This is a genomic window from Alcaligenes faecalis (genome assembly GCF_002443155.1).
GTDB lineage: Bacteria > Pseudomonadota > Gammaproteobacteria > Burkholderiales > Burkholderiaceae_B > Alcaligenes > Alcaligenes faecalis.
In genome coordinates this window covers 3,528,045-3,554,734 of the sequence record NZ_CP023667.1, presented here as the reverse complement: position 1 = coordinate 3,554,734, position 26,690 = coordinate 3,528,045, and the positions used below count along the sequence as shown (strand labels likewise).

The window sequence follows — 26,690 nt, the reverse complement described above, 5'->3', positions numbered from 1 at the left end:
AACTTATCCGATGCGTGAATTGTTCAGCAGTTTGCGTATATCGGTGCGAACCTTGAGCGGGTCGGCATCGCCGGGAAACAGCATCATCAAATTGCCATTGGGGTCGATGATCCACATGCCATTCTTGACGGCTTGTTCGGGGGCCTTGCCAGCAGCGTCAGGAGTCAGAAATTCGGCCAGCTGGCGCGGATCGGCGCGCAGCATATGCGTACCTTGATAGGCCTCCAGAATTTGCTCGGTTGGTTGGCCCTGGTCGGTCACAAACCAGACACGAGCCAGGCGATCCACGTTCTTGCCTTGGCTGGCGTGGGAGTTGCGAAGGATGAACAGCTTGCGCACGCAGCTTTCGGGGCAGGCGCTTTCATCGGCGCTGACCAGTACCCAGCGACCGCGCAGCGATTGCAGATCAAAGGCCTCGCCTTGCAAATTGCGCAGGGGCAGGGCGGCGGGTTCAGGCACGCTGCGCTGGGGCTCAATCAATTGACCGTAGGCATTGCTCTCGTCTGGCCGCAGTCCCAATGAAGGCATGTAGTAGGCGGCCAGTGCAAACAGCACGGGTGCCAGACTGATCGCCAGCAGCAGATACAGCGGAGTCATGGAACGCGGGCGGGCAGGGGTTTGAGTCGTGTCCACGTCAGGTTTTCCTTGTAGGGGCAGAGTTGGGCCTGGAGCGTCGCAGCCATTTCCACGCTACACCGATCCAGGCACACAGGGCAATCAGGGCAAAACCGAACCATTGCAGTGCATAGCCCCGGTTCTTTTCAAAGTCGATATTCGGGTCGGGCCAATTGGTTTGCAGCTCCGAGGCGGGGGCGGTCTGGGCCAGTACACGCGGCAGCACAGGTAGATCAATGCGGCTGCGCAGATCTTCCAGGGCCAGGTTCTGCACGACAGGGGGCGTGCCCGACGAGTCGGGCAAGTGTTGGGGCAAGGGGCTGCTGCCCAGCTCAAACAGACGCGGAACGCGTTCCATCAACTCGCCCGAAATGGTTTCGGAGCCGGAAGGCGCAGCCGGAACGCTAGGGGTTTGTCCCGGTACGCGAGCCAGCCAACCACGTAGCACGAGCAGGCTGGAGCCCGCCAAATCGCCCTCATCCAGCACAAAAGGGGTGGCAATCCAGTAGCCCGGCTTACCTTTGAAATTGCGATTATCCAGGAGTACAGTTAACTCACTGCGCCAGGAGCCGTGCACCGCGACAGACTGCCACAAGGCACCTTTATCCAGGCTGGCCTGGGAATCAATATGAAGGGGAGCTTGCTGGCGGCCTTGTTCTATTTGTTGTGCCAGGCTTTGACGTTCCTGCGCGCGGCTCAGTTGCCAGCGTCCCAGGCTAATGAACAGCAGCATCAGCAAACCCAGACAAACCAGGGCAAGCAGGGATCGAGTCGAAGAAGAACGAGGATTGTTGCTGGACATCAATTCAACCTGAAGCGGGGGAGACGTAATGCGTGTGCTAGTCCTGATCGTGTTTCTGGGGATTATTGTTTCGCTGGGTTCGGCCCTGGTGTATTTGATGCGCGACCGGGGTAATTCCAATCGCATGGCCTATGCTCTGACCTGGCGAGTGGGTTTGTCCGTGGCCCTGTTCCTGTTTGTGTTGCTGGCCCATTATCTGGGTTGGATTGAAAGCACCGGCGTGCCCTTGGCCTGAAGTAAAAACCCAGGCCCGAAGAAACGGGCCTGGGGCATGAATCACTAGAACCAGTAGACGTACAGGTACAGGCCCAGCCACACCACGTCCACAAAGTGCCAGTACCAGGCGGCACCTTCAAAACCAAAGTGGTGCTCGGCGGTAAAGTGGCCGCGCATCAGCCGTATCAGCATCACCGTCAGCATGGTGGCGCCGATAATCACGTGAAAGCCGTGAAAGCCCGTCAACATATAGAACAAGGCCCCGTACGCACCGGAAGTGAACTTCAGGTTCAGCTCGGCGTAGGCGTGCATGTATTCGTAAGCCTGGCAGGCCACAAAGGCGAAGCCCAGCGCAACCGTCATGAACAGCCAGAAGATCGCGCCGCCACGCTTGCTGGCACGCAAGGCGTGGTGAGCAATGGTCAGGGTGACGCCCGAGGTCAGCAGCAAGGCCGTATTGATCGTAGGTAGCCACAGCGGGCCTACGGTCTGGAACGGGGCGACAGTGCCAGCGGGGCCCTGGTTGGGCCAGGTGCCGGTGAAGTCAGGCCAGAGCAGGGCGCGGTGATCCAGGTCGCTTAACAGCGGCGTGGCAATTTCACGGGTATACCAAAGCGCTCCGAAAAAGGCCGCAAAAAACATCACTTCGGAAAAGATGAACCACGACATGCTCCAGCGATAGGAGATATCGACACGCGTGCTGTTCAGACCCGTTTCAGACTCGCGCACGGCGTCGCTGAACCAGAAGAACAGCACCAGCAAGAAGCTGAGAATCCCGACCAGAAACACCCAGAAGCCGCCCGGCCAGTTATTGATCCAGGTAGCCGCACCCAACAGCGTCAGGCACAGGGAAATGCTGGCGCGTACCGGATGCCCCGACAAGCCGGGGACGTAGTAATACGGCGCCTTGGACGGGTGAGCCGTAGTCTCGACATGCATAGTGTTCTCCTTCGGGTCATGTGCCCTTGGGCGCAGTATCCGGCCAGGGTTCAGCTGGCCTGACCAATGAACCAGCGGGCCACCATAATCAGGCCCACAACGAAAACAACCGTGGCGATCAAGGCGGCAATAATCAGATAGACCGGATTGATCTTGGCAATGTCCTGCTCATGGTCGCGGCCACGACGGACTCCAAAAAATCCCCAGGCAATGGCTTTCAATGTCTGGAAAAAACTGAGCTTGCGCCGTGTGAGGTCCCGAAAATCGTCATCCATATCACTATCCTAAAAATTGACTGCCTTTTAGAAAGGTCCAGGCCATGACGGCAATGACGAACACGGCCAGGAGCAATCCCAGACGGCGGTTGCGACGGCGTTGTTCGGGGGGCATACGGCGTTCCTCCAGTGTTACTTGACGACAGGGGGTACTTCAAATGTGTGATGCGGGGCAGGCGAGGGCACCGTCCATTCCAGGCCCTCTGCGCCTTCCCATGGCTTGGCACTGGCCACTTCACCCTTGCCGCGCGCCGCCTGAATCACGATGTAGATCAGCAGCAGTTGCGACAGGCCGAACCAGAAGGCGCCAATGGTGGCAATCTGGTGGAAGTCCGTGAACTGACCGGCGTAGTCCACATAACGACGTGGCATGCCCGCCAGACCCAGAAAGTGCATGGGGAAGAAGGTCACGTTGAACGAGATCATGGTGGACCAGAAGTGGATCTTGCCCAGACGCTCGTTGTACATGCGGCCGGTCCACTTGGGCAGCCAGTAGTAGGCACCGCCAAACAGGGCGAACAAGGAACCGGCCACCAGCACATAGTGGAAGTGAGCCACCACGTAATAGGTGTCGTGTACCGCAATATCAATCGGAGCCACGGCCAGGATCAGGCCGGTAAAGCCGCCAATCGTGAACACGAAGATAAAGCCGATGGAAAACAGCATGGGCGTTTCAAAGGACAGCGAACCGCGCCACATGGTGGCTACCCAGTTGAAGATCTTCACCCCGGTCGGAATGGAGATCAGCATGGTGGCATACATGAAATACAGTTGCCCGGTTACCGGCATCCCGGTGGAGAACATGTGGTGGGCCCACACCAGGAAGGACAGAATCGCGATGGCGGCGGTGGCGTACACCATGGAGGCATAGCCAAACAAAGCTTTGCGCGAGAAGGCAGGCACGATGGCAGAGACAATGCCAAAGGCCGGCAAGATCATGATGTAGACCTCGGGGTGACCGAAGAACCAGAAGATGTGCTGGTACAGAACCGGGTCACCACCACCGGCGGCGTTAAAGAAGTGTGTACCGAAGTGACGGTCCGTCAGCAGCATGGTCACGGCAGCGGCCAGCACGGGCATCACGGCAATCAGCAGATAAGCGGTAATCAGCCAGGTCCAGCAAAACAGCGGCATTTTCATCAGCGTCATGCCAGGCGCGCGCATGTTCAATACCGTCACCACAATATTGATGGCCCCCATGATGGAGGACGCGCCCAGAATGTGGACCGCGAAAATCGTGAAGTCCATGCCTGGTCCCATTTGCAAGGACAGCGGGGCGTACATGGTCCAGCCACCGGCAGGCGCGCCGCCCGGCACAAAGAAGGACGCGGTAAACAGAATCGCGCCTACGGGCAGCAGCCAGAAGCTGAAGTTGTTCATGCGGGCAAAAGCCATGTCCGATGCGCCAATTTGCAGCGGAATCATCCAGTTGGCAAAGCCCACAAAAGCCGGCATGATCGCGCCGAAAATCATGATCAGGCCGTGCATGGTGGTGAACTGGTTGAACAGCTCTGGCCGGAAAAACTGCAGGCCCGGCTGGAACAGTTCGGTACGCAGCAGCAAGGCCAGCACGCCGCCCTCCAGCAACATCACAAAGGAGAAGATCAGGTACATGGTCCCGATGTCCTTGTGATTGGTGGCGAACAGCCAGCGACGCCAGCCGCTAGGGGTGGCATGGGCATGATGGTGATCATCATGTCCGCTCGGGTTCGCTACATGGTCGACGGTGACGCTACTCATGCTTGACTCCTTGCTGCACTCCCCCTGGCCGTAGTCAGGGATAGATTGATAGTGTGATAGGCGGCGCGCGCAGAATTAGCGCTGCTCCTTGACGTCGGCGGGCATCACGACAGGGTCAGGCCCTTTGCCAGCGTTGCCCCAGGCATTGCGTGTGTAGGTAATGACCGCAGCAATCTGTACATCGGTCAGTTGATTGCGGAAAGCAGCCATCGCGGTGCCAGGGTGACCATTCAACACCGTGTCGATCTGGCCTTTCTTGGGGGCGAGCACGAACTTCGTATCGCCGTCCAGAGCGGGGAAGGTGCCGGGCATGCCTTTGCCATTGGCCTGGTGGCAAGCCACGCAGTTCTGCGCAAAGATCTGTTTGCCGCGCTCGGTCAACTCGTCCTTGGTCCACTCTTTATTGGGATCGTCGGCCTGGGCAGTCATCAAGTCGTTCTGCTCCTGGGCCCACTTGTCGTAGTCTTCTTGCGCCATCACTTGCACCACGATGGGCATGTAGGCGTGGTCCTTGCCGCACAGCTCGGCGCATTGGCCGCGGTAGGTGCCGACCTTGTCCGCACGGAACCAGGTATCGCGCAAGAAGCCGGGGATGGCATCTTGCTTGACGCCAAACTCGGGCACCATCCAGGAGTGGATGACGTCCTCGGCCGTCAGCATGACGCGCACTTTCTTGTTAACCGGCACCACCAGTGGCTTGTCCACTTCCATCAGATAGTTCGGACCAATGGGTTCGCGGCCTTCAATCTGGGCGCGCGGGGTGGACAGGTTGGACAGGTATTTCACGCCCGTGGCCGGGCCGTCCAGATATTCGTAGCCCCACTTCCACTGATAACCCGTGACCTTGACGGTCAGGTCGGCGCTGCTGGTGTCCTTCATGGCCACCACGGTTTTGGTGGCAGGCAGTGCCATGCCGATCACGATCAGGAAAGGGATGATGGTCCAGGCCACTTCCACACCCAGGTGTTCGTGAAAGCGGGCGGCAATCGCGCCCTTGGACTTGCGGTGCCGGATGATGGAATAGAACATCACGCCGAACACGCCAATAAAGATGATGGTACAGATGATCAGCATCATCCAATGCAGCCAGGCAATGTCCTGGGCGATGGGGGTCACCCCGTTATGCAAATTGAGCTGATTGACACGGGGACCACCCTCCATGTGGGTGATCTGAGCCAGGCTTGGCCCTGCCGTCGAACAGGCGGTCAGAGCAAATAAACTTCTCCACATCTTCATTGTTGTCCCTCTTTTGGTGTTGCCATGCCAAACCGGGGTTCGGCTGCGTCAACGCTCCGAAAAATCCAACGCTGGAAGAAACTGCTGTGTTGCAGTGGCGGGCTTGTCGCAGCTAAGTGCTGGTCCGCTCGAAGTTTTTAGTAGCTTATCTGTTCACGGAAATTATATAGAACTTGCTTTAGCCTTCAAGGGCAGGGTATGTCCCTAGAAGACAAGGTTGGACTAAACGCTACAAAAGCCGTAATGGGGCAAGGCTTGAATTACAATCGCGGACTATGACTTTGTTCCAGAACCGATCACTTACTCAGGCCCTGCGTCAGCGCATGGCCAGCTTGACCAGTCAGCTGCAACAATTGCCCCCGCCGGGCAGCCGTCCTGTCACTGTTGATGGGCGCGTTGCCGGATGGATCACCCCCAAGGCCGCTCGTTGTATCGAGCCTTTGCCCGGGGTCTCGATTGAAGAAGATGTCTTGCGTCTGAGCGATTGCCCCAGCCAGGAATTGAGCTTGGCTCAGGTCCTGGATCAGGTCGCCTTGCGTTTGCAGGAAGGCGGTTGCATTCGGGCCTGGCGTGACGAGTTGCTGGACGTGGTCGGAGAAGGGCAGTGCCTGTCGCGCATTGAACGCGGTGCGGTACGGCCCTTGGGCTTTTTGACGCAAGCCGTGCATTTGAATGGCTGGTCCACAGACGGCCGTATCTGGGCCGCACGTCGTTCACCCACCAAGTCAACAGACCCGAATATGTGGGACACGCTAGTCGGTGGGTTGGCGGTCAGCGGTGAATCGCTGCATACCTCTCTCATACGCGAAAGTTATGAAGAAGCGGGTTTGGCCGAGTCCGTGCTGGACAATTGCACCCCCTTGCGTGTGTCCTTGCGCATGCACCGTCGCCTGCCGGAAGGCTATCAGGTGGAGAACGCCCTGGTCAGCGATTGTGTGTTGGCCGACGATGTGCGGCCCTGCAATATGGACGGCGAGGTTAGTGAGTTTCGCTTATTGACGCTGGATGAAGCCTGGCAAATGATAGAAGCAGATTTGTTCACCCTGGAAGCGCAAGTGGTGCTGATCGACAGCATCAAGCAGCATCTGGAACAGCTGGCCTGAACCTGGGAATCACCGGGCAGGCACCAACCCGATGGGAGCTACGCATGAACCCGAATCCTTTTGGTATACCTGATTTCAATGCCCTGGGCGGCGGCAACAATCCATTGCTGCGCAGCATGGACATGATGGCGCAGGCCTGGAAAAACATGGCCAGTGGCGGGGCGGGCGATTTGAGCTCGGGCATGATGCCCAGCTTGTCCCCCGATGATCTGGATCGTCGTATTCGTGACTTGCGTGCGGTGGAAAGCTGGTTGCAGTTGAACCTGTCCATGCTGGGCACCACCATCCAGGGTCTGGAGATTCAGCGCTCCACTTTGGCGGCCATCAAGACCATGGCGCAGCAAGGAACGCAGGCGGCGGGTGGGGCAAATCCCTTTGAAGCCTTTATGGCCTTCAATCCTATGGCAGCGGGTGCTGCGGGTGCAGATAATGCAGCCGGTGCCAAGGCGCAGGCCAGCAAGCCGGAGGCGGCAGTGCATACGGCATCTCAGTCAGCAGCGGCTCAGCCCTCGCCACAGTCTCAACAGGCTGCGCCACAGCCCGAAGCGGCTGCCAAGCAGGACAGCCCCAAAGATAAACAGCCCGGTGCTCAGCAGGAAGCCGGTGCAGGCAATTCCGCTGCGCAAGCGTGGTGGAACATGCTGCAACAGCAATTTGATGCCATGGCGACTGCCACAGCCGCATCGATGCAGCAGGTAGAAAACTATCGCCAGCAGGCGACCAAGGCCAAAGCGGCTGGCTCGACCAAGCCCCCTAAACCGGCGGCTGCCAATGCCCAGACTTCTGTCAAGACCAGTGCTCCGGCAGCGGCCAAATCGGTAAAAACGGCAGCGAAAGCAGCCGCTAAAACCGCGGCCAAGGCGGCCACCAAAACGGCGGCTAAAAAGACCGCCACGCGCAGCACCAAAAGCAGTACCAAAAAGAACTGATCGACCAACCTAGTAGGTAAATTTTTATGCTTAATATCGTGATTCTGGCAGCAGGCATGGGCAAGCGTATGCAGTCTGACCTGCCCAAAGTACTGCATCCTATCGCTGGCAAATCCATGCTGGCCCACGTGCTCGACAGCGCGCGTGAACTGGAGCCGGAAAAAGTTGTGGTCGTGGTGGGTCATGGCGCCGAGCGCGTTCAGCAAACCTTCGCACAGGCCGAGCTGGCCTTTGCCTTGCAGCAACCTCAGCATGGCACGGGCCACGCGGTGCAGCAGGCGGTACCTGAACTGGTCGGTGGCGACCAGGAAGAGGACGCGACGCTGGTTCTGTATGGCGACGTTCCTCTGGTCCAGGCCGACACTTTGCGCCGCTTGCTGCAAGCACGTGGCCAAGGTGTGGCCGTGCTGACCGAAACGCTGGCAGACTCCACCGGCTACGGCCGCATCATTCGCGGTGAAGATGGTTCGGTGCAACGCATTGTTGAGCACAAAGATGCCAATGAAGCTGAACGTGCCGTGAAAGAAGTGAACACCGGCATTCTGGTTGCACCTACGGCCCGTCTGAAAGAGTGGTTGACCCGCATCACCAACGACAATGCGCAAGGCGAGTACTACCTGACCGACATCATCGCCTTGGCGGTTGCCGATGGCGTGCCTGTGCAAGCGGCTCAACCGGCTGCTGGCTGGGAAACTTTGGGTGTGAACAGCCGCATTCAACAGGCCGAGCTGGAGCGTTTGTGGCAAGCCGAGCAGGCCCGTCGCTTGCTGGAAAAAGGCGTGACGCTGGCCGATCCGACCCGCTTTGATCTGCGCGGCACACTGGAATGTGGCCGTGACGTGTTCATTGATGTGGGTTGCGTGTTTGAAGGCACGGTTGTGCTGCAAGACGGCGTGCGCGTCGGCCCGCATAGCGTACTGCGTGACGTGACTATCGGTGCCGGTACGCAAATCGAAGCCTTCAGCCATCTGCAACAAGCCCAGGTTGGCGAAGAAGCCCGTATCGGCCCTTACGCCCGTCTGCGTCCTGGTGCTGTTCTGGCCAATCACACCCACGTGGGCAACTTCGTGGAAATCAAGAACACCCAGCTGGGCGAAGGCTCCAAAGCCAATCATCTGGCCTATATCGGTGATGCCGATGTGGGGCAGCGCGTGAACATTGGCGCAGGCACCATCACCTGCAATTACGACGGCGTGAACAAGTTCCGCACCGTGATTGGTGACGATGCCTTCATTGGTTCCGATACGCAGTTGGTGGCCCCGGTGACTGTTGGCCGTGGTGCAACAATTGGTGCGGGTACGACCCTGGTGCGCAATGCGCCGGATGATCAGCTGACCTTGTCGCGTTCGGAACAGCGCAGCGTGTCCGGCTGGAAGCGCCCGGTCCGCAAATCTTGATGTGTGTTAGCCCATCTTTGGCATCCCTCCCTTTGCATCGCAAGGGGAGCATTGCTGCGTACGCTTGTGGCACACAGTGCCCGGATGGGCTGATTCTGGATTTTCGCCATGCGCATTCTGCAGCTTAATTTCGAGCGTGGCTGGCGCGGTGGCGAGCGGCAAACCCTGCTGAGTATCCAGCAGATGCAGCAGGCTGGTCATCAGGTCAGTCTCCTGGCCCGACGTGATGAAGAACTGGCCAAGCGTGCTAAAGAGCAGGGTTTGAGCGTGGTGGAGTGCGCCTCTGTAGGAGCCGCGTTGCGCTATTTGCTGGTGCACGGCCGTGGTTTTGATATCGTTCACTCCCAAACCGCGTCCTGCATGAGCTGGTTGGCCTTGCTGCATTTCTGGCTGCCCAAGCGGGTGGTCTTTACGCGCCGTACGGCGTTTCCGATTGACCGCAAACGCGTCGAGCAACGTAGCGGACAGCAGCCAGACAGTGCTTTGACTTCCAAGGAGCGACGCACGCGTTGGAAGTGGCGCAAGGCGGATCGTTTGGTAGCGATCAGCCAGGCAGCAGCGGCAGAGCCGCGTCGCCTGGGCTTTTCCGTAGATGTGATTCCTAGTGCCATCGAGTACGTCGAGCAGGATGAAGCCTATGTGAACCACTTGCGGCTGCGGTGGAATCCGCAGGGCTTGCACGTTCTGGGGACGATGGCGGCACTGACGTCCGAGAAAGATCCCCAGACTTTGATACGTGCGGTTCATGCCTTGTATCAGCGTCGTCAGGACTTTGTGTTTTTGCATTTCGGTGCGTCAGGCTCCGAGACCTCGGCGGCAGAGGAACTGATTGCGCAGTTGGGGCTGGAAGACTGCTACAAGCTGGCTGGTTTTGAGGCCCGTCCCGAACAGGCTTACCGCCTGATGGATGGATTTGTCTTGAGTTCCCGGCATGAAGCCCTGGGCTCCAGCGTTCTGGATGCCTTTGTATACGGCGTGCCCGTTACGGCCACGATGGCGGGCGGTTTGAGTGAGCTGCTGGATAATGGCCGTGGCAAGTTATGCGCGGTAGGGGATGCACAAGCCATTGCACAGGCTCTGGATGAGACTTTGAGCAATCCGACAGCAGCGCGGCAACAGGCAGCGCTGGCGCATCGCTGGGTGCAGCAGGAGCATGACCCTGCTGTCATGGTGCAGCGTTACTTGCGTCTGTATCAGCAACTGGTACAGCAGCGCGTACGAACCTGAGTGCGGCTGTTTTATTCGGTTGCTGAGCGTTCCACCCTTTGCTCTTGTACTGGCTTTTACGCGTGTTTTAATTCCTGCCACAGCCACAGCCACAGCCACAGCCACAGCCACAGCCACAGCCACAGCCACAGCCTATGCCTTGTTCATTGCCGATAGCGTTTCGGCGTAAAAACTTGGCCTGGTTTAGATCTTCGGCGCAGGCAAAGGCACTCGCGTCTCGAACTTGGCCTGATGAATCGAGAAGAAGCTGCGTATATTGCGGATATTCGCCTGGCTGGTGAACAGCGCATGAGCCAGCTTGTGATACGCCGTCATGTCGCTGACCTGCAGGATCACAATGAAATCCACCCCCGTAGAGACGCGATAGCATTGCGTCACTGCCGCTTCGGGGGCCATCAGACGCTCGAATTGCTGCAGATATTCTTCACCCTGACGATCCAGCGTAATCTCCACAATGGCCGTCAAACTGGGGCCCAGTTGCTCCGGGTCCAGCAAGGCGACCTGCCTGCGAATCACTCCTTGTTCACTTAAACGACGCACTCGCCGCAAGCAGGTTGGGGGAGAGGCATGCACGCGCAAAGCCAGCTCCTGATTGCTGATGGAAGCATCATTTTGCAGCTGCTCCAGAATGCGTAAATCCAGCTCATCCAGTTCAATCATGACAATGTTTATCTATCTATGATGAAATAAAATTCCGTTAAATAAAATTAATTTTCTATTTATTTTAGATTGATTATGGAATGAAATTTTAATTCATTTGTCTAAAAAAATAGACATAAAATTTTCCTTGTTTCAGATCAGAATAAGCGGATTGAATTGATTAGCTGGCCCACCCAAAAGGGCCATGAACAGGAGTTGGCTATGTGTGGAATTGTTGGCGCTGTGGCGCAACGCGATATTGTTCCCGTGCTGCTGGAAGGTCTGAAGCGTCTGGAGTACCGGGGCTACGATTCGTGCGGCGTCGCTGTTCATGCTCAGGGCCAGTTGTTGCGGGCACGCAGTACTCACCGCGTGGCCGAGCTGCAGGAACAGGTCAAGGCAGATCATCTGCAAGGCTTTACCGGCATTGCTCATACACGCTGGGCAACGCACGGCGCGCCTGCTACTCACAATGCTCACCCGCATTTCTCCGGCAAGGGCAAAGCACGTATTGCGCTGGTGCATAACGGCATCATCGAAAACCATGACGAACTGCGCGCCGAGCTGCAAAGCATTGGCTACGTGTTCGAGAGCCAAACCGATACCGAAGTGATCGCTCACCTGATCGACCACCTGTACAACGGTGATCTGTTCGAGGCCGTGCAACAGGTCATCCGTCGCTTGACGGGCGCTTACGCCATTGCCGTGTTCTGTCAGGACGAGCCTCACCGTGTGGTCGGTGCTCGCCATGGTTCGCCCCTGGTGGTGGGCGTGGGCCAGAACGAAAACTTCCTGGCATCGGATGCCCTGGCATTGGCTGGAACGACTGATCAAATCATCTACCTGGAAGACGGTGACGTGATTGATTTGCAGATCAATAAAGTGTGGATCATGGACAAGGACGGCCGCGCCGTTGATCGTCCTGTACACACCGTGCATCTGCATACTGCAGCGGCTGAACTGGGCCCCTACCGTCACTTCATGCAAAAGGAAATCTTCGAGCAGCCCCGTGCTGTGGGCGATACCTTGCAAGACATTGAAAGTGTCACGCCTGAACTGTTTGGCGACCAGGCCTACAAGGTTTTTCAGGACATCGACAATGTACTGATCCTGGCCTGCGGCACCAGCTACTACGCCGGTCTGACCGCCCGCTACTGGATCGAGTCTCTGGCTAAAATCCCCGTCAACGTGGAAATTGCCAGCGAGTACCGCTACCGCGACAGCGTGCCCAACCCGCGCACTTTGGTGGTGACGATTTCCCAGTCCGGCGAAACCGCCGATACTCTGGCCGCCTTGAAACATGCCCGCAGCCTGGGCATGGAACAGACCCTGACCATCTGCAACGTGGCCACCAGCGCCATGGTGCGCGAGTGCAAGCTGTCCTACATCACCCGTGCCGGTGTCGAAATTGGCGTGGCTTCCACCAAAGCCTTCACTACCCAGTTGACCGCCTTGTTCCTGCTGACCATTGCACTGGCTCAAGTCAAAGGTCACTTGAATCAGGAGCAGGAGGGCGACTACCTGAAAGCCCTGCGCCACTTGCCTACCGCTATCGCGGCTGTGTTGGCTCTGGAGCCGCAAATCATGGCCTGGGCTGACCGTTTTGCCAGCAAGGAAAACGCCTTGTTCCTGGGCCGTGGCATGCATTACCCCATTGCCATGGAAGGCGCGCTGAAACTGAAAGAAATCAGCTACATCCACGCCGAAGGCTATCCCGCTGGTGAGCTGAAACACGGCCCTTTGGCCCTGGTCACCGAAGCCATGCCCGTGGTCACCATCGCCCCACGCGATGAACTGCTGGAAAAGCTGAAATCCAATATCGAAGAAGTCCACGCACGGGGTGGAGAACTGTACGTGTTTGCGGACGCCGATACCCGTATCGGCAGCAGCGAACGTGTGCATGTCATCCGCATGCCTGAACACTACGGCAAGTTGTCCCCCATCCTGCACACCGTGACCTTGCAATTGCTGGCGTATCACACGGCTTGCTCGCGTGGTACAGACGTGGATAAACCACGGAATCTGGCCAAGAGTGTCACCGTCGAATAGGATTTTTGACTAAATCGACTGTAAAGAGCCGCTGATGCGGCTCTTTTTTCATGCCGCTTCGCTTTACGATTTCAGGCAGATTTTCAGAGGGGGATGGGCCTAACGACAGGAGGTGAAGCATGTCTCAAGGCCAATCCATGTGTCGCCCCAAACACACACTGCTAGCGAACAGCTCAAACAGCACCATATAATAATTGATAACGATTCTCATTATATGTAGTGCGGAGTACCCTCGTGTCATCTTCAGTTCTTCCCTTGCCAGGCGTGTATTCGGCCGAGTCGGTCGAGTCACTGTACTGCGACCACCACAGCTGGTTGCAGCGCTGGCTGCATCATCGATTGGGCGGAGCAGACCAGGCGGCTGACTTGGCGCAGGACACCTTTGTACGCCTGTTAAGCAGCCGTTCCCGCTGGCAATTTGCCAGTCCTGGCGAGGCCCGCGCCTACTTACGCAAGACAGCGCAAAACCTGTGCATCAATTTGTGGCGACGTCAGGAAATTGAACAGGCCTGGCTGGATATTCTGGCCGCTACGCCCGAGAACTTTTACCCTTCGGCAGAACGTCAGGCCATGATTTTGCAGGCGCTGGAAGAGATCAGCGCCATGCTCAGCGGCCTGTCTCCCAAAGCGGCCAAGGCGTTTACCCTGGCCGTCATTTGCGAGATGACAGACGATGAGGTCGGCGCAGAAATGGGTATTTCCGGCCGCATGGTGCGCAAGTACGTGGCACAAGCCATGTTGGGCTGCATCAGCCTGCATGCTTGCCAGACCGTCGTCGAATTGCGTCAGGAACCTCAGTACTAAGTCTCATGAAGCACGGTTCCAGTTTTTCTTCTCCCGCTACACCTCCCCATGCCGTTTTGATGCAAGCCGCTGAATGGTATGCCTGCCTGCGCGATGGCAAAGCCAGTGCGGCGCAGCGCTCTGCCTGGCAGAGCTGGCTCAAGCAGGACGAGATGCACAGCACCGCCTGGCGATATGTGGAAGAAGTCAGCCGCAGTTTTGAGCCTGTGCGCACTGCGCCAGATTCGCGCCGAGTGGTAGAAACATTGCACACGGCCAACGAGCGTTTGCATCAGCGCCGTCGCGTGCTGACCAGTGTCGCCGTACTGGCGGGCACAGGAGTTCTCAGTTGGTTGGGCTGGCGTCAGTCCTGGCTGCCATCCAGTGTTCTGGCCTTGGCGGCTGACCACTCTACACAAACCGGCGAGCAGAACCAGATTGTGCTGGCAGACGGTTCCCGGCTTTGGCTGAACACAGCCTCTGCGATTGATGTGCAGTTCACCGCACAGGCTCGCCATATTGTTCTGATTTCAGGCGAGATCTTTATCCAGACGGCCAAGGACGACATGGACAGGCCGTTCACCGTTCAAACCCCCCAGGGCAATATGCGCGCTTTGGGTACGCAATTCAATGTGCGTATGGACCAGGGCTGTACGCAGTTGGCGGTCTATGAAGGGGCCGTGCAGGTGTCTACGGCAAAAGGTCAAAACACCGCCACGGTACAGGCGGGCAAGCAGGTCCACTTTAGTGCGCAGCGTATCCGGCAAAGCATGGACGCCGAGCAGGCGCGTGAGGCCTGGACCAAAGGCGTTCTGGTGGCTGACAACATCGCCTTGCGTAGCGTGATCAAGGAATTGGGCCGTTACCGCAAAGGCTATCTCGGTGTGGATGATGCCGTGGCCGACCTGAAGGTTTATGGCAGCTTCCCCATTCATGACACGGACCGTGTGCTGAAAATGCTGGCTTCGGCATTGCCGATTCGTATCGACCAGCCCATGCCTTGGTGGACCAGTGTGCAAGCTCTGGATTGATTGAGCGGGGCATTTCACCAGCGATGGTTGTAAATAATAAATAATAAATAATAAAAACCGATTAGATTCAAAGGCTTGCCCGGATTTTGGCAAAAAATCCTGAAAAAACAGCAAAAGCAGGTTCCGGGTTTTGGAGACTTGGTGGTTTTAGGCAGTAAGAGGACCTGATTGGCGTGAGGCCAATGAAGCAGGAGGCGGGCCGCAGTGCCCGCTCAGTACTGAACATCAACGCAAGAACATCGTTCAGGTTCATCGTTTTTATTGTGACTGACCCGTGTTTTTGAAGGATGTCTCCTTATGCATCGTCGCCCCGATCCCCTTTCCCTGTCCAAGGATGCAGGATCGCATTGCGCCCCTTTGCGTCCACTGGCCTTGGCCCTGTATGTGTTGATGGCTGGCAGCGCCTTTGTCGTGGGTACCCAGCCTGCCCAGGCGGCCACGCAAAACAGCCCGACGGCAGACAAGACCCAGCGTTATGACATTCCTGCCGGTCCCCTGAGCCGGGTGCTGATGCGTTTCTCGCAAGAAAGCGGGGTCTATCTGGTTGGCGCAGGCAGCGTGGCCGAAGGCAAACAAAGCGCGGGCCTGAAAGGCAATTACAGCGTGGCGCAGGCCTTGGATACCTTGCTGGCAGGCACGGGCATTCGCTACTCGCGCGACGCCAATACGGTGAACTTGTGGCCGGTCACGGAAACCACTCAGCTGGAACCTGTGCGGGTTAAAGGCACCCTGAACCGCGCAACTGAAGATACCGGCCTGTACACGCTGAATGGCACCAGCAGCACCGCCACCCGATTGAATATGGACACGCAGCACACGCCGCAATCGGTCAGTGTGATGACGCGTCAGCAAATGGATGATTTTGGCCTGACCAGCTTTGATGATGTGATGAACTTCACCACCGGCGTGACGGCCAATACGGCGGCGGTGGGTGGCGGCTTTCAGTTTCAGGCTCGTGGCTTTGACATCAGCAATGTGCAGGTAGATGGCGTGCAAAGCAGCTACCGGGCGGCCGGACGTGGTGCGTTCAACCCCATTTCTCTGGATATGGATTTGTACGACCGCGTGGAAGTGGTGCGCGGTGCAACAGGTTTGCTGTCTCCTACGGGCGAGCCTTCCGCCTTGATCAACCTGATCCGCAAACGCCCTCAGGCCGAGTTTGGTGGCAAGTTAAGTGCTCAGTACGGTTCCTGGAACGACAAGCGTGTGACGGCAGATGTGACTGGCCCGCTCACTGACGATGGCCGTTTACGCATGCGTGTTATTGGTTCGCGCAAGCAGGCGGATTCTTTCATGGATCACCAGGATCACAAGAACGACTTGCTGTCCGGCATGCTGGAATTCGATTTGACTGACCGAACCTTGCTGACCGCAGGCTACGACTACCAGACCGCCAAGCTGCGTGGTGAAGGCAATATGGGCGTGCCTTTGTTCACCAGCGAGGGCGACCGTATCGACGTGTCGCGTTCCATGTCGCTGGTGCCGGATTGGACCTACTGGGACAAGAAGCATCAAAACGCCTTCTTCTCGGTCGAGCACGAGTTTGAAAACAAGTGGAACGCCAAGCTCAGCTATAGCCATCAGCGTGACGATGGCGATGCTCTGATTACCGGCTTGGGGCAGGGCGTTAACCCCGTTGTGCGCCCCGATGGTTCTGGTATCGGCATTCGCGCCAACCTGGCCGCCAACGGCTACCGTCATCAGGACAATCTGGAGCTGTCGGCCAATGGTCCTTTCGAACTGTTGGGCCGTACTCACCAGCTGATGTTTGGCTTTAACGGCACTCGCAAGCGTGACACTACGTACACCATGCAGGTCAGCGATACCCGCAACTGGTTCATCCCCAATATTTACGACTGGGACGGCTATATGCCCGAGCCCAGCGTCAGCCGCACGGGTGAATGGAACCGGGTCCACACACGCGAGTACGGTTTTTTTGCAGGCACGCGCTTGAACATTATTAATCCGCTGAATGTGATCATGGGCCTGCGCTTGTCGGACTATAAAACCTACCGTGACAACTACGGTAAAGATGGCCAATTCACCGGTGTGTCCAACGAGCTGCGCAACCGCAATGAAATTACGCCGTACTTTGGGGTGACGTACGACATCAACCCCAATCTGACGGCTTACGCCAGCTATACCCGTCTGTTCCAGCCGCAAAGCTACAAGGACATCAACGAGAATTTCCTGGATCCTATCACCGGGGTTAACCGTGAGATCGGTCTGAAAGGCAGTTTGATGGAGGAGGCCCTGCAGTTCTCCCTGGCCGCTTTCGAGACCCGTCAAAACAACCTGGCCGTGCTGGACCCTTCGGTGCCGGATGACTTCCTCTTACCCGATGGCAGCCGCCCTTATGTATCTTCGGGTGCAGGCAATAAAACCAAGGGTTTTGAAGTGGAGCTGAACGGCGCGCTGACCAACAACTGGAACGTGTTTGCTTCCTACAGCTACGCCAGCACCAAGAACGGCGAAGGCGAGCGGATCAACACCTATATTCCAAGCCAAACCTTCCGTCTGGGCACCATGTACCAATTCTCAGGTGCACTGCAGGGCCTGAGCGCCGGTGCCACCGTGAACTGGTTTGGCAAGCGTGATCTGTGGACGGCCGGTCGTCCTTACACCGCCAGCAATGGCAAGGTGCTGGAAGATACCCACAGCAGCTATGCCCTGGTTGGCCTGCACGCCAATTACCGCGTGAACCAGCATTGGAATGCCAAGCTCACCGTCAACAACCTCTTTGACAAGCGCTATTACGACAACTTCGTGATCTTCCGGGCACGTTACGGCGCGCCGCGCAATGTGCATCTGTCCATTGATTACCAGTGGTAATTTCTTCACCCACTTTTATCGAGCCTAAATTATGACGTCGTCTACTACTCGCCATCTTGTACGTGGTCTGTACCTTGCTATTGCAATGAGTTTGTCGGCTGGCTACGTACACGCCAAGACTCCTGCCCCTGTGGGCTACCAAGCCGTTACCCAAGCACAGATCATGCAAAAACCGACTGCCGCCGAAGTTCTGGAAATTGTCTTCAGCCCTGCGCAATCCAGCTTGTACGTGTCCTCACCCAACTGGAAGGACGAGACCTTGTCGCGCACGCTGGTGCTGGACCCCAAGACCCTGGAAATCAAGCAAGAGATTGCCATGGAAGCCAAGAGTTTTGGGGTGGCTCTGGATGATGCCGCCAACCGCCTGTATCTGACTCAAGGTTTCAACGGCACGATTGCCGTGGTCGATACCGCCAAGAACGAGGTAATCAAGCGCATTCCTGTGCAGGAGAAAATCAATTTCCAGGACACCATCAATGCTGCTGACTTCGGCCAGGCACGTAAAGACGGTTTGTTGAAGATGATGGAGCGCTTCAAGATCACCGAGGACTTCCAGTACAAGATGCGTGAACTGGTTGTGGACAAGAAAAACCACCGCGTGTTTGCGCCTGGTCTGGGCCTGGGTTTCGACAGCGTGCTGTTCGTGGTGAATACCCAGACCATGGAACTGGAAAAAGTGCTGCCCGGCTTTGGCTATAACGTCGTGGGCATCACCCTGGATGAGGCCAATAACCGCTTGTTTGTCTCCAATATGCAGGGCCAACTGATGGTCGTGAATACCCAGACCTTGAACATTGATCAGGTCTTGGAAATTGAGGCCGACCAACTGCTGAATCTGAGCTACGACCCGGCCCAGAACCGCTTGTTCGGTGTGGACCAAGGTATCGACCGCGATGACGCCCGTAATCTGCACCTGGAGCGTGAATACAAGCGCCGCAGCGCGGGCCACCAAGTGTTTGTGCTAAATGCCGATAACGGCAAAACCCTGGCTGTGATGCCTACTGGCGAAGTGCCGATTGGCGTGCGTTTTGATGCTGAATCCCAGCGTCTGTTCGTCGCCAACCGAGGCGGTGTGCGCGAGAAAGAAGGCAAGGGTTCGGTCAGTGTTTTCGATACGGTGAACTACAAGCCACTGCAAACCATTGAGTTGGCTCCACACCCCAACAGCCTGGAATACATCCCCGCTGAAAAAGCCTTGTACGTGTCGGTGAAGAACGACGGCAATAGCAAGGAAAAAGGGACCAAAGAACGTATGGTGCGTATCCAGTTTTAAGCTGATTTCGCAGGCAGCCATGCTGCACGACTGATTGACAAGGTGGGTCCAAGCCCGGGTTCGGCGTCATGCCGAGCTCGGGCTTTTTTACGTGTGTGCACTGCTTGCGATATTTAGTGTGAATCTATAAGATTAGATATCTAATCAAATTGAATTTTTCAGCACTTTGTGCCTATTTCAGCTAAAGGAAAACTGCCCATGTCTCACTATCTGATCGAGCTTTATTCGCCCAATGCCAGGTGGAAAGCATTGCCCGAAGAGCAGCGTCAGCATTTTCTGGCCAGCCTTCAGGAAGCGATGGGTGGCCTCTCCAGTCTGGGTATCGAGGTGCTGTCCCTGACAGCAGCTGAGCACGATATTGACCACGCCAGCGACCACCGCTTTATGGGTGTTTGGCGCTTTCCGGATCAACAGGCGTGCAAGGCACTGCTGGCTGGTATCAAAGCCAGTGGTTGGTACGAGTATTTCGACCACGTGAATGCAGCGGGCGCAGAAGGGGGATTTGCTCAACACTTGGCGGAGCTGGCTAAGGATTCGCAGCTTGTTTGAGGGTCAGAAAGTCAGCAGAATCAGTTAAAAATCGTTCATAGATCATAGTTTATGTGATATAAAAGGTTATCTATGAACGATAGCTGTTGTCTGTGCCATGCCCAAGAAACTTGCCCCTACCCCTTTTTACTTGCCAGCCGTCGAGTCACGGGCCCTGGTTTGGGGGCGCTGCATTCGTACTCAACGTGTTGCTCAGAAAATTACAGCTCACGTCTTTAGTTCGCGAGTCGAGGTCTCGGAAAGTACATTACGCCGAATGGAGCGAGGCGATCCTGCTGTGGCGATGGGGACTTATTTGACTGCTCTGGCAGCACTCGGTCTGCTCGAATCCATCGTGCCAATGCCTGATGCTCATTGGAGTAGCGGCGACACGAAGGGGCGTGCAAGACTGGGCAGAGATGGCGATGAGTATTTCTAAACCTTTATACGTTTATTTGCAGCGGCCTGACACGGGTCAATGGGTGACCGTTGGCCGGTATATCCACGACTCGTCAGCCAAGCTTGGCCAGTTTATGTATGCGCCTAGTTATCAGGATGCAGGTCTGCCATGGTCAATTGATCCGGTTAACTTACCGCTGAGTGGCTCTGTTCCAATTCAGGCGAGTCGCTATGGTGGCCTGCATGATGCGCTACGTGATGCTTGTCCCGACGCCTGGGGCCGGTTACTCATTCAAAGGCAACACGGATTAAGTGATAGCTCTCCAAACCATGCTTATCTTCTGAAGGCTGGTAATGCCGAGCGTTGGGGAGCACTGGCGGTCGGCTCTTCGCCTAAGCCCTCAATCGCAGAATTGTCCGCACCGCCCATAGCAGAAATTGAAAAACTGAGCGCAGAGCTGCAAGCAATGCAGCTGCGCCGCCCTCCGGTGGATCCGCATTTGCGTCGCCGGCTGATGGCCACACCCAGTATGGGTGGAGCAAGACCGAAAGCAACCGTTCGTGATGGTGATCAGTTCTGGCTTGTGAAGCCGATCCTGTCATCTGATACCGAGGATATTCCGCGTCTTGAACATGCAACTCAAGAGTGGGGCCGGGCAGTGGGCTTGAATTTTGCCCAAACCGCGTACACAGGTTTTGGTGAGGACTCCGCACTGAGTGTGATGCGCTCATTGAGGTTTGATCGCCAACATGGCCTTAGGGTTATGACATTGAGTGCGGCATCCTTGCTGCAGACGGAGTATCCCGGTCATTCAGGCTCATCGGCCTGGAGTTATCCGAACTTGGCCAGAACGTTGACGATGATAGGCGCTCCTCAGGAGGACGCCATTGAGTTGTTCTGTCGCATGATTTTCAATGCGGTTATTGGCAATGACGATGATCATCCCCGCAATCATGCAATCTATTATCTTCATGATCAGGGCCGATGGCGTTTGACGCCCGCTTTTGATGTCGTTCCTAATCCAGATTTCATCCCTCAGTATCTAGCGATGGAGTTGAGTCATGGAAGCCGCCAGATCAGCCGAGCCAATGCGTTACACGATGCCAAAGCCTTTGGCTTGTCAGGCGATGAAGAGGCGGTGGAGCTGCTTGACCGGCTGCTGGACAGGATAGAAGGGCAGTTTGATCAGGTGCGTCTCCTGCTTGGGCCTCGTCTGGAATCGCTCTTGCAGGAGCGGTTGTCTGAAGGACTGCGGCGCATGCGCATTGTGTAGCTATTCGGACATGTCTGTGGAGTTCCACAAAACAGCTGATTTGCTGCACCGCATCTCAAGGAAAACCTCCATGTACGGCAGCTAAGCATGGCGGCACACTGGAAGATAGGCCGCGCCCGCCCGGGGGTGGCCTGTTTTCGGGATGAGCGCAGATATGCAGTCTTCACATGTGGCACACGTCCAAGAGATCACGGCTGTTTGGCAGGGCAGCCTGTCCCGGCGCGATCAGGCTGTGGTCCATAGCTGGCGGCGGTGCATTGAGCATCACAGGCTGGACCCGGCGCAGGCTTGCGAGGCCTATATCGTGCCGGACTCCCAGCTGCGCGAGCACCGTCAGCAGTCCGAAGCCCTGATCAATATCGCGCGCTCCGGGCTGGAGCGTCTTTATCAGCAGGTTTCCGGGCTGAATTACGTATTGCTGCTATCCGATAACAAGGGCGTTACGGTGGATTTTCTGGGCTCGGATGGCCAGCGCGATGCCTTGCGGCAGGCCGGTCTGTATATGGGCTCGGAATGGACTGAAGAGCGCGCGGGAACGTGCGCGGTGGGCACTTGCCTGCACACGGGCGAGGCCCTGACCATTCATCAAAATGATCATTTCGATCATATGCATGCGCCTTTATCCTGCACGGCGGCGCCTATCTACCACTACGACGGCAAGCTGGCCGCAGTGCTGGATTTGTCCTTGTTGCAGTCGCCGGAGGCCAAGGCCAGCCAGGGCTTGGCTCTGCATCTTGCCAATGCGGCGACCCGCCGTATTGAACTGGCCAATTTGATGGCCTGCCACCGTCAGGAATGGATTCTATGTTTGTCGCAGTCGCCGGAGTTTCTGGATATTGATCCAGAAGCGGCTATTGCGATTGATGGTTCTGGCCGTATCAAGGGCATGACGCATACGGGTGCCCGGATTCTGGCGCGGGCAGCGGGGGTGGACTGGCGTAATCCTGCGGATTTGCTGGGGCAGAGTTTGATGCGCTTTCTGCATCTGGAAGTGGATCAGTTACCGACCTTGATGCGTTATCGCCCCACGCAGGAGCGAGTCGTCATGGTGCGGGATGGCAGTGTGCTGTTTGCCCATGCCATTGAGCCACGGCGTGTACTGAACAATCGGTCTGTGGGGATGGATGGGGCGGCCGTGGATGCCGCCTTGCCACAGGCATTGCGAGGCTTGGCAGGCACGGATGCGGCCATGCAATCCATGTTGTTGAAGGCCGCCCGTTTGGCAACGCGGGAAATGCCGGTACTGTTGCAGGGCGAGACGGGTTCGGGCAAAGAATATCTGGCCCGTGCGATTCACACGGCCAGCGGTCGTCGCGGGAATTTTGTGGCCGTCAATTGTGCGGCCTTGCCCGAGAGTCTGATTGAAAGCGAATTGTTCGGCTATTTAGCTGGCACGTATACCGGCGGTGCTGCACGAGGTCGCACGGGTTTGATTGAGGCGGCTGATGGCGGCACTCTATTCCTGGACGAGATTGGCGACATGCCGCTGGCTCTGCAAAGTCGTTTGCTACGAGTGCTGGCCGAGTCCGAGGTAATGCCCTTGGGCGCACGCACAAGCAAGCGAGTGGACCTGCGCGTGATTTCAGCCAGCCACCATGATTTAAGCGCCTTGGTAGAGCAAGGCCGCTTCCGTGCGGATTTGCTGTATCGCTTGAATGCGGCCGTGTTGACCTTGCCTGCCTTGCGTCAGCGCAGTGACCTGGAATGGCTGGTGCAGCAGATATTGCATCGGCGTAATAAGGGTGATGTGCCCGGTTTGTCTCCCGAGGCCTGGCAAGCGCTGCAAGCGTACGAGTGGCCGGGTAATTTGCGTGAGCTGGATAATGCCCTGGTGCTGGCCCTGGCCCTGGCGGAAGGTTCCTGCATTGAGGTACAGGACTTGCCGGAGGCTTTGCGAGAGCGGCGTCTGGCCACCACATCTACAAGCAACCCGACGTCAGTTCTCTGCGCCGGAGAATCGTCCTGGCAGCAGGTTTTGCAAGCCTGTGGCGATAACGTGAGTGCGGCGGCCAGACAGCTGGGTATCAGTCGGTCCACCTTGCATCGTTATATCAAACGAGCGGGACTGGCTCAGCAAGACTCGGCTCCTGACACAGGCTGCGACACCTGATACACCACCTGTGTCACAGCTGGCACAGTTTCACCGCCTTAAAACGAGCCAGCCCCCGTTAAAACAGGCCGTTCCCGGTTTGGCACGGTGTTTGCTATGTACTCCATAGCTGGGCATCAAAAGCCCGGCGCAACATTAAAACGATATGGAGACAAATCATGCAAACACAGCAGCAACTGCAGCCGTCTGCGCGACAGTTGGACACGGTTCTTGAACAGTTGACCCATGCGCTTGCCAGCAATGCACCGGACGATGCGGCAGCCCTGTTTGCCGAAGAATGCTTTTGGCGTGATCTGGTCATGTTCACCTGGAATATCCGAACCATGGAAGGGCGCGACCAGATCCGCGACATGCTGACGCAGCAGCAACAAGGCGCCGTGTCAGCCAGGTTCGAGCGCGACAGTGCCGAGCCGGTCAGTGATGATGGTCAAGGTCTGGTGGAAGGCTGGTTTCGTGTGGAAACCGATGTGGCGCGTGGCTACGGCCATATTCGCATCAGGAACGGCAAGATCTGGACCTTGCTGACTACCATGTCGGAGCTGAAAGGGCACGAGGAACCGTTGGGCGTGCGTCGCCCCATGGGGGCCGAGCATGGTATTCGACGTGGACGTCAGACCTGGCAGGAACGTCGTCAGCAGGAGCAGGCCGAACTGGGCACGACCGAGCAGCCTTATGTGCTGGTGATTGGTGGCGGGCAGGGCGGTATTGCGCTGGGGGCGCGTCTGCGGCAGTTGAATGTGCCTGCGCTCATCATTGATCAACATGCGCGCCCTGGCGATAGCTGGCGCAAGCGCTACAAGTCTCTGTGCCTGCACGACCCCGTTTGGTACGACCACCTGCCTTACATGCCTTTCCCCGACAATTGGCCTGTCTTTGCTCCCAAGGACAAGATTGGCGACTGGCTGGAAATGTACGTCAAGGTGATGGAGCTGAATTACTGGAGCAGCACCGTATGCAAGAAGGTGCGCTACGACGAGTCCAGCCAGACCTGGGAAGTGGAGATCGAGCGTGATGGCAAGCCCATGACGCTACGACCACAGCAATTGGTTTTTGCTACGGGCATGTCCGGCAAGGCCAACGTGCCCAGCATAAAGGGGCAGGATGTGTTCAAGGGTGAGCAGCAACATTCCTCGCAGCACCCCGGACCAGAAGCGTATGCGGGTAAGAAAGTAGTGGTGATCGGGGCCAATAACTCGGCGCATGATATTTGCGCCGCGTTGTGGGAGGCAGGGGCAGACGTCACCATGGTGCAGCGTTCGTCTACCCACATTGTGCGATCCGACTCCTTGATGGAGATCGGCTTGGGAGATCTGTATTCCGAACGGGCACTGGCATCGGGAGTCACCACGCGCAAGGCAGACTTGCTCTTTGCCTCTTTGCCGTATCGCATCATGGCGGACTTCCAGATTCCTGTGTACGACAAGATCCGCGAGCGTGATGCAGAGTTCTACCAGAAGCTGGAGGCGGCAGGTTTCATGCTGGATTGGGGTGACGATGGTTCTGGCTTGTTCATGAAATACCTGCGCCGTGCCTCGGGCTACTACATCGATGTGGGTGCTTGCGAGCTGATTATCGATGGCAGCATCAAGCTGAAATCCCGGACCGGCATCAGCCATTTGACCGAGAACGCTGTGGTACTGACAGACGGCACGGAATTGCCTGCGGACCTGGTGGTGTACGCCACGGGCTACGGTTCCATGAATGGCTGGGTGGCCGATCTGGCAGGTCAGGAAATGGCGGACCGGGTGGGCAAGTGCTGGGGACTGGGTTCGGAAACCACCAAAGATCCAGGGCCGTGGGAGGGCGAGCAGCGCAATATGTGGAAGCCCACTCAGCAGCCGAATCTGTGGTTCCATGGCGGCAATCTGCACCAGTCGCGCCATTACTCACAGTACCTGGCCTTGCAGCTGAAGGCGCGTCAGGCGGGCTTGCCGGTGCAGGTTTACGGGATGCAGGAGGTGCACCATCTGCGTTGATGGGTAGAGACCTTGTTGTTCGAGTGGAGGTGTGTGGGTCTGCACCTTGTTCTGATTTTGGCCAGATTATCAATTTGATGATCTGGTTTTTTTTGTGTTTACCGGCTGCGGCAGGCGTATCTGCACTGCAAGCACCGTGGCCAGGGCGCTTGTTTTGTTAGAAGTTTTGCTAAATTTTTTACTTGATGTATCTGGCCCGGACGACCCCTCTGCAGAGAGCGACGCCCTGCTTTACTGCTCTGTTCTCACTCAGGATTGCCAGTCTCAAGGGCGCCCGGGATCTTGGTTGAAAACGTGTGAAAACCAGTCGTGTTGTAGGTGGGAGCTGATTGAACTTGGCCAGCATGCAGGCCAGAATCTGACGAAACACAGCAGCCTGTCATAAGCAGGACGAATAGAATTTTATGTAAAGCAGGAAAAATTCTTATAAAGAAATCGCTTGTAGCATTTCGTAGTTTTCAGCCTGGTTGGGAATGTTACGGTGGAACCATCCATTGCAAACAACGAAAAATTTGTTGATTGAACTGGACTTCTTTTAATAGCAGGGGCAAGGGTTTTTGAAATTAAAAATTCCCTTTCTGATATTGGAGAGCATATATGAAAAAATCCGCCATCCTATCCAGTGTATTAATGGCTACTGCTTTGAGCTTTGGTCTGCAAAGCGGCGCAATGGCCAATGAGCCAGCGGTCAATCAGGATCACTCGGCAACCGCAGGCGAAGCCGTCAGCGATACTTGGATCACCACCAAGATCAAGGCTGATCTGGCCAGCACCAAGGATTTGAAGAGCACGGATATCTCTGTTGAGACCAATAACGGTGTTGCAACATTGACCGGTACCGTGCCCAGCGAGATTGAACACAAGAAAGCCGTTGCTGCAACGGAAAGTGTGAAGGGCGTTGTGAAAGTCGATTCGTCGGGATTGAAAGTAAAACCGGAATAAATGTTCCGACATCAATCCTAATTGTGAATTCCCGTTGAAACAGGAGAACGACTATGAATGAAGATACGATCAAAGGTAAATGGAAACAGCTGTCTGGCAAAATTCAGGCCAAATGGGGCAAGCTGACCAATGACGATATTGATGTTGCCGAAGGCAATACCGAATATCTGGTCGGGAAAATTCAGGAGCGCTACGGTATTGCGCGTGAAGAAGCGGAAAAGCAAGTTCGCGACTTTAATGGCGGCGCCTGATCCCTGGCTTGACTGTCCAGGAATACAAAACGCCCTGCATATGCAGGGCGTTTTTGTTTGTGCTTTAGGAGGGGCGCTGGCCAGTGATGCTGCGCTTCGATGAGGCGTAGAGACCTTGGACCAC

24 protein-coding genes are annotated in these 26,690 nt (G+C 56.6%); 16 read left to right on the top strand and 8 right to left on the bottom strand.

All coding sequences use genetic code 11. The features are described from left to right. Positions 1 to 3 precede the first annotated feature (3 nt). Positions 4 to 597: an SCO family protein gene (locus tag CPY64_RS16530; protein ID WP_042486076.1), complete on the bottom strand. Its 594-nt coding sequence runs from the start codon at positions 595 to 597 to the stop codon at positions 4 to 6. Positions 598 to 634: 37 nt separating this feature from the next. After that, complete coding sequence (locus tag CPY64_RS16525) at positions 635 to 1,417, bottom strand: SURF1 family protein (protein WP_042485538.1); 783 nt, start codon at positions 1,415 to 1,417, stop codon at positions 635 to 637. A 28-nt stretch (positions 1,418 to 1,445) separates the two neighbouring features. Here CPY64_RS16525 and CPY64_RS16520 point away from each other — a divergent pair, with 28 nt between their 5' ends. After that, on the top strand, positions 1,446 to 1,652 hold the full coding sequence (locus tag CPY64_RS16520; RefSeq protein ID WP_042485541.1) for a twin transmembrane helix small protein: 207 nt from the start codon (positions 1,446 to 1,448) through the stop codon (positions 1,650 to 1,652). 44 nt (positions 1,653 to 1,696) lie between these two features. Here the strand turns inward: CPY64_RS16520 and CPY64_RS16515 are convergent, their stop codons facing one another. From CPY64_RS16515 to coxB, 5 genes are all read right to left on the bottom strand, one after another. Beyond that, positions 1,697 to 2,572, bottom strand: coding sequence for a cytochrome c oxidase subunit 3 (locus CPY64_RS16515; RefSeq protein ID WP_042485545.1), 876 nt, complete (start codon positions 2,570 to 2,572; stop codon positions 1,697 to 1,699). A 50-nt stretch (positions 2,573 to 2,622) separates the two neighbouring features. After that, the gene (locus CPY64_RS16510; RefSeq protein WP_003805158.1) at positions 2,623 to 2,847 is read right to left on the bottom strand and encodes a DUF2970 domain-containing protein; all 225 of its coding nucleotides are present in this window, start codon (positions 2,845 to 2,847) and stop codon (positions 2,623 to 2,625) included. 4 nt (positions 2,848 to 2,851) lie between these two features. Next, complete coding sequence (locus CPY64_RS19215; protein ID WP_042485549.1) at positions 2,852 to 2,962, bottom strand: cytochrome oxidase small assembly protein; 111 nt, start codon at positions 2,960 to 2,962, stop codon at positions 2,852 to 2,854. A gap of 17 nt (positions 2,963 to 2,979) precedes the next feature. Beyond that, entirely contained in the window at positions 2,980 to 4,587 is a 1,608-nt protein-coding gene (ctaD, locus tag CPY64_RS16505) for a cytochrome c oxidase subunit I (protein ID WP_009457496.1), read from the bottom strand. A gap of 75 nt (positions 4,588 to 4,662) precedes the next feature. Continuing rightward, positions 4,663 to 5,823 carry a cytochrome c oxidase subunit II gene (gene coxB / locus CPY64_RS16500; protein WP_026483582.1) on the bottom strand — a complete coding sequence of 387 codons (1,161 nt, stop codon included), beginning with the start codon at positions 5,821 to 5,823 and terminating at the stop codon, positions 4,663 to 4,665. A gap of 275 nt (positions 5,824 to 6,098) precedes the next feature. Here coxB and CPY64_RS16495 point away from each other — a divergent pair, with 275 nt between their 5' ends. The 4 genes from CPY64_RS16495 (at position 6,099) to CPY64_RS16480 (ending at position 10,479) form a co-directional block, all read left to right on the top strand. Then, positions 6,099 to 6,926 carry an NUDIX hydrolase gene (locus CPY64_RS16495; protein ID WP_009457498.1) on the top strand — a complete coding sequence of 276 codons (828 nt, stop codon included), beginning with the start codon at positions 6,099 to 6,101 and terminating at the stop codon, positions 6,924 to 6,926. A 44-nt stretch (positions 6,927 to 6,970) separates the two neighbouring features. After that, on the top strand, positions 6,971 to 7,855 hold the full coding sequence (locus CPY64_RS16490; RefSeq protein ID WP_042485551.1) for a PhaM family polyhydroxyalkanoate granule multifunctional regulatory protein: 885 nt from the start codon (positions 6,971 to 6,973) through the stop codon (positions 7,853 to 7,855). Positions 7,856 to 7,881: 26 nt separating this feature from the next. Then, positions 7,882 to 9,252, top strand: a complete 1,371-nt coding sequence (glmU, locus tag CPY64_RS16485) for a bifunctional UDP-N-acetylglucosamine diphosphorylase/glucosamine-1-phosphate N-acetyltransferase GlmU (protein ID WP_042485554.1) — start codon at positions 7,882 to 7,884, stop codon at positions 9,250 to 9,252. A 108-nt stretch (positions 9,253 to 9,360) separates the two neighbouring features. Continuing rightward, the gene (locus CPY64_RS16480) at positions 9,361 to 10,479 is read left to right on the top strand and encodes a glycosyltransferase family 4 protein (RefSeq protein ID WP_042485557.1); all 1,119 of its coding nucleotides are present in this window, start codon (positions 9,361 to 9,363) and stop codon (positions 10,477 to 10,479) included. A gap of 183 nt (positions 10,480 to 10,662) precedes the next feature. Here the strand turns inward: CPY64_RS16480 and CPY64_RS16475 are convergent, their stop codons facing one another. Next, a complete protein-coding gene (locus CPY64_RS16475; protein WP_042485560.1) occupies positions 10,663 to 11,139 on the bottom strand; it encodes an Lrp/AsnC family transcriptional regulator in 477 nt (158 codons plus the stop codon). 201 nt (positions 11,140 to 11,340) lie between these two features. Here CPY64_RS16475 and glmS point away from each other — a divergent pair, with 201 nt between their 5' ends. The 11 genes from glmS to CPY64_RS16420 all read left to right on the top strand — a co-directional run bounded on the left by glmS (position 11,341) and on the right by CPY64_RS16420 (position 26,566). Next, positions 11,341 to 13,167, top strand: a complete 1,827-nt coding sequence (gene glmS, locus CPY64_RS16470) for a glutamine--fructose-6-phosphate transaminase (isomerizing) (RefSeq protein ID WP_042485563.1) — start codon at positions 11,341 to 11,343, stop codon at positions 13,165 to 13,167. Positions 13,168 to 13,401: 234 nt separating this feature from the next. Further along, on the top strand, positions 13,402 to 13,971 hold the full coding sequence (locus CPY64_RS16465; RefSeq protein ID WP_226791405.1) for a sigma-70 family RNA polymerase sigma factor: 570 nt from the start codon (positions 13,402 to 13,404) through the stop codon (positions 13,969 to 13,971). A gap of 5 nt (positions 13,972 to 13,976) precedes the next feature. Further along, complete coding sequence (locus CPY64_RS16460; protein WP_042485566.1) at positions 13,977 to 14,981, top strand: FecR domain-containing protein; 1,005 nt, start codon at positions 13,977 to 13,979, stop codon at positions 14,979 to 14,981. A 297-nt stretch (positions 14,982 to 15,278) separates the two neighbouring features. Then, positions 15,279 to 17,813, top strand: coding sequence for a TonB-dependent siderophore receptor (locus CPY64_RS16455; protein ID WP_042485569.1), 2,535 nt, complete (start codon positions 15,279 to 15,281; stop codon positions 17,811 to 17,813). Between the two features lie 31 nt (positions 17,814 to 17,844). Then, positions 17,845 to 19,086, top strand: a complete 1,242-nt coding sequence (locus CPY64_RS16450; RefSeq protein WP_226791400.1) for a YncE family protein — start codon at positions 17,845 to 17,847, stop codon at positions 19,084 to 19,086. Positions 19,087 to 19,284: 198 nt separating this feature from the next. After that, positions 19,285 to 19,635 (top strand): DUF6616 family protein, encoded by a 351-nt coding sequence (locus CPY64_RS16445; protein ID WP_042485571.1) that lies wholly within the window; start codon positions 19,285 to 19,287, stop codon positions 19,633 to 19,635. Between the two features lie 404 nt (positions 19,636 to 20,039). Further along, positions 20,040 to 21,287, top strand: a complete 1,248-nt coding sequence (locus tag CPY64_RS16440) for a type II toxin-antitoxin system HipA family toxin (RefSeq protein ID WP_042486088.1) — start codon at positions 20,040 to 20,042, stop codon at positions 21,285 to 21,287. 154 nt (positions 21,288 to 21,441) lie between these two features. After that, positions 21,442 to 23,397 carry a sigma-54-dependent Fis family transcriptional regulator gene (locus CPY64_RS16435; protein ID WP_042485575.1) on the top strand — a complete coding sequence of 652 codons (1,956 nt, stop codon included), beginning with the start codon at positions 21,442 to 21,444 and terminating at the stop codon, positions 23,395 to 23,397. 158 nt (positions 23,398 to 23,555) lie between these two features. Then, positions 23,556 to 25,373, top strand: a complete 1,818-nt coding sequence (locus CPY64_RS16430; protein ID WP_042485580.1) for an NAD(P)/FAD-dependent oxidoreductase — start codon at positions 23,556 to 23,558, stop codon at positions 25,371 to 25,373. 597 nt (positions 25,374 to 25,970) lie between these two features. Continuing rightward, positions 25,971 to 26,315 carry a BON domain-containing protein gene (locus tag CPY64_RS16425; protein ID WP_035269768.1) on the top strand — a complete coding sequence of 115 codons (345 nt, stop codon included), beginning with the start codon at positions 25,971 to 25,973 and terminating at the stop codon, positions 26,313 to 26,315. Between the two features lie 53 nt (positions 26,316 to 26,368). Next, complete coding sequence (locus CPY64_RS16420; RefSeq protein WP_009456875.1) at positions 26,369 to 26,566, top strand: CsbD family protein; 198 nt, start codon at positions 26,369 to 26,371, stop codon at positions 26,564 to 26,566. Positions 26,567 to 26,690 lie beyond the last annotated feature (124 nt).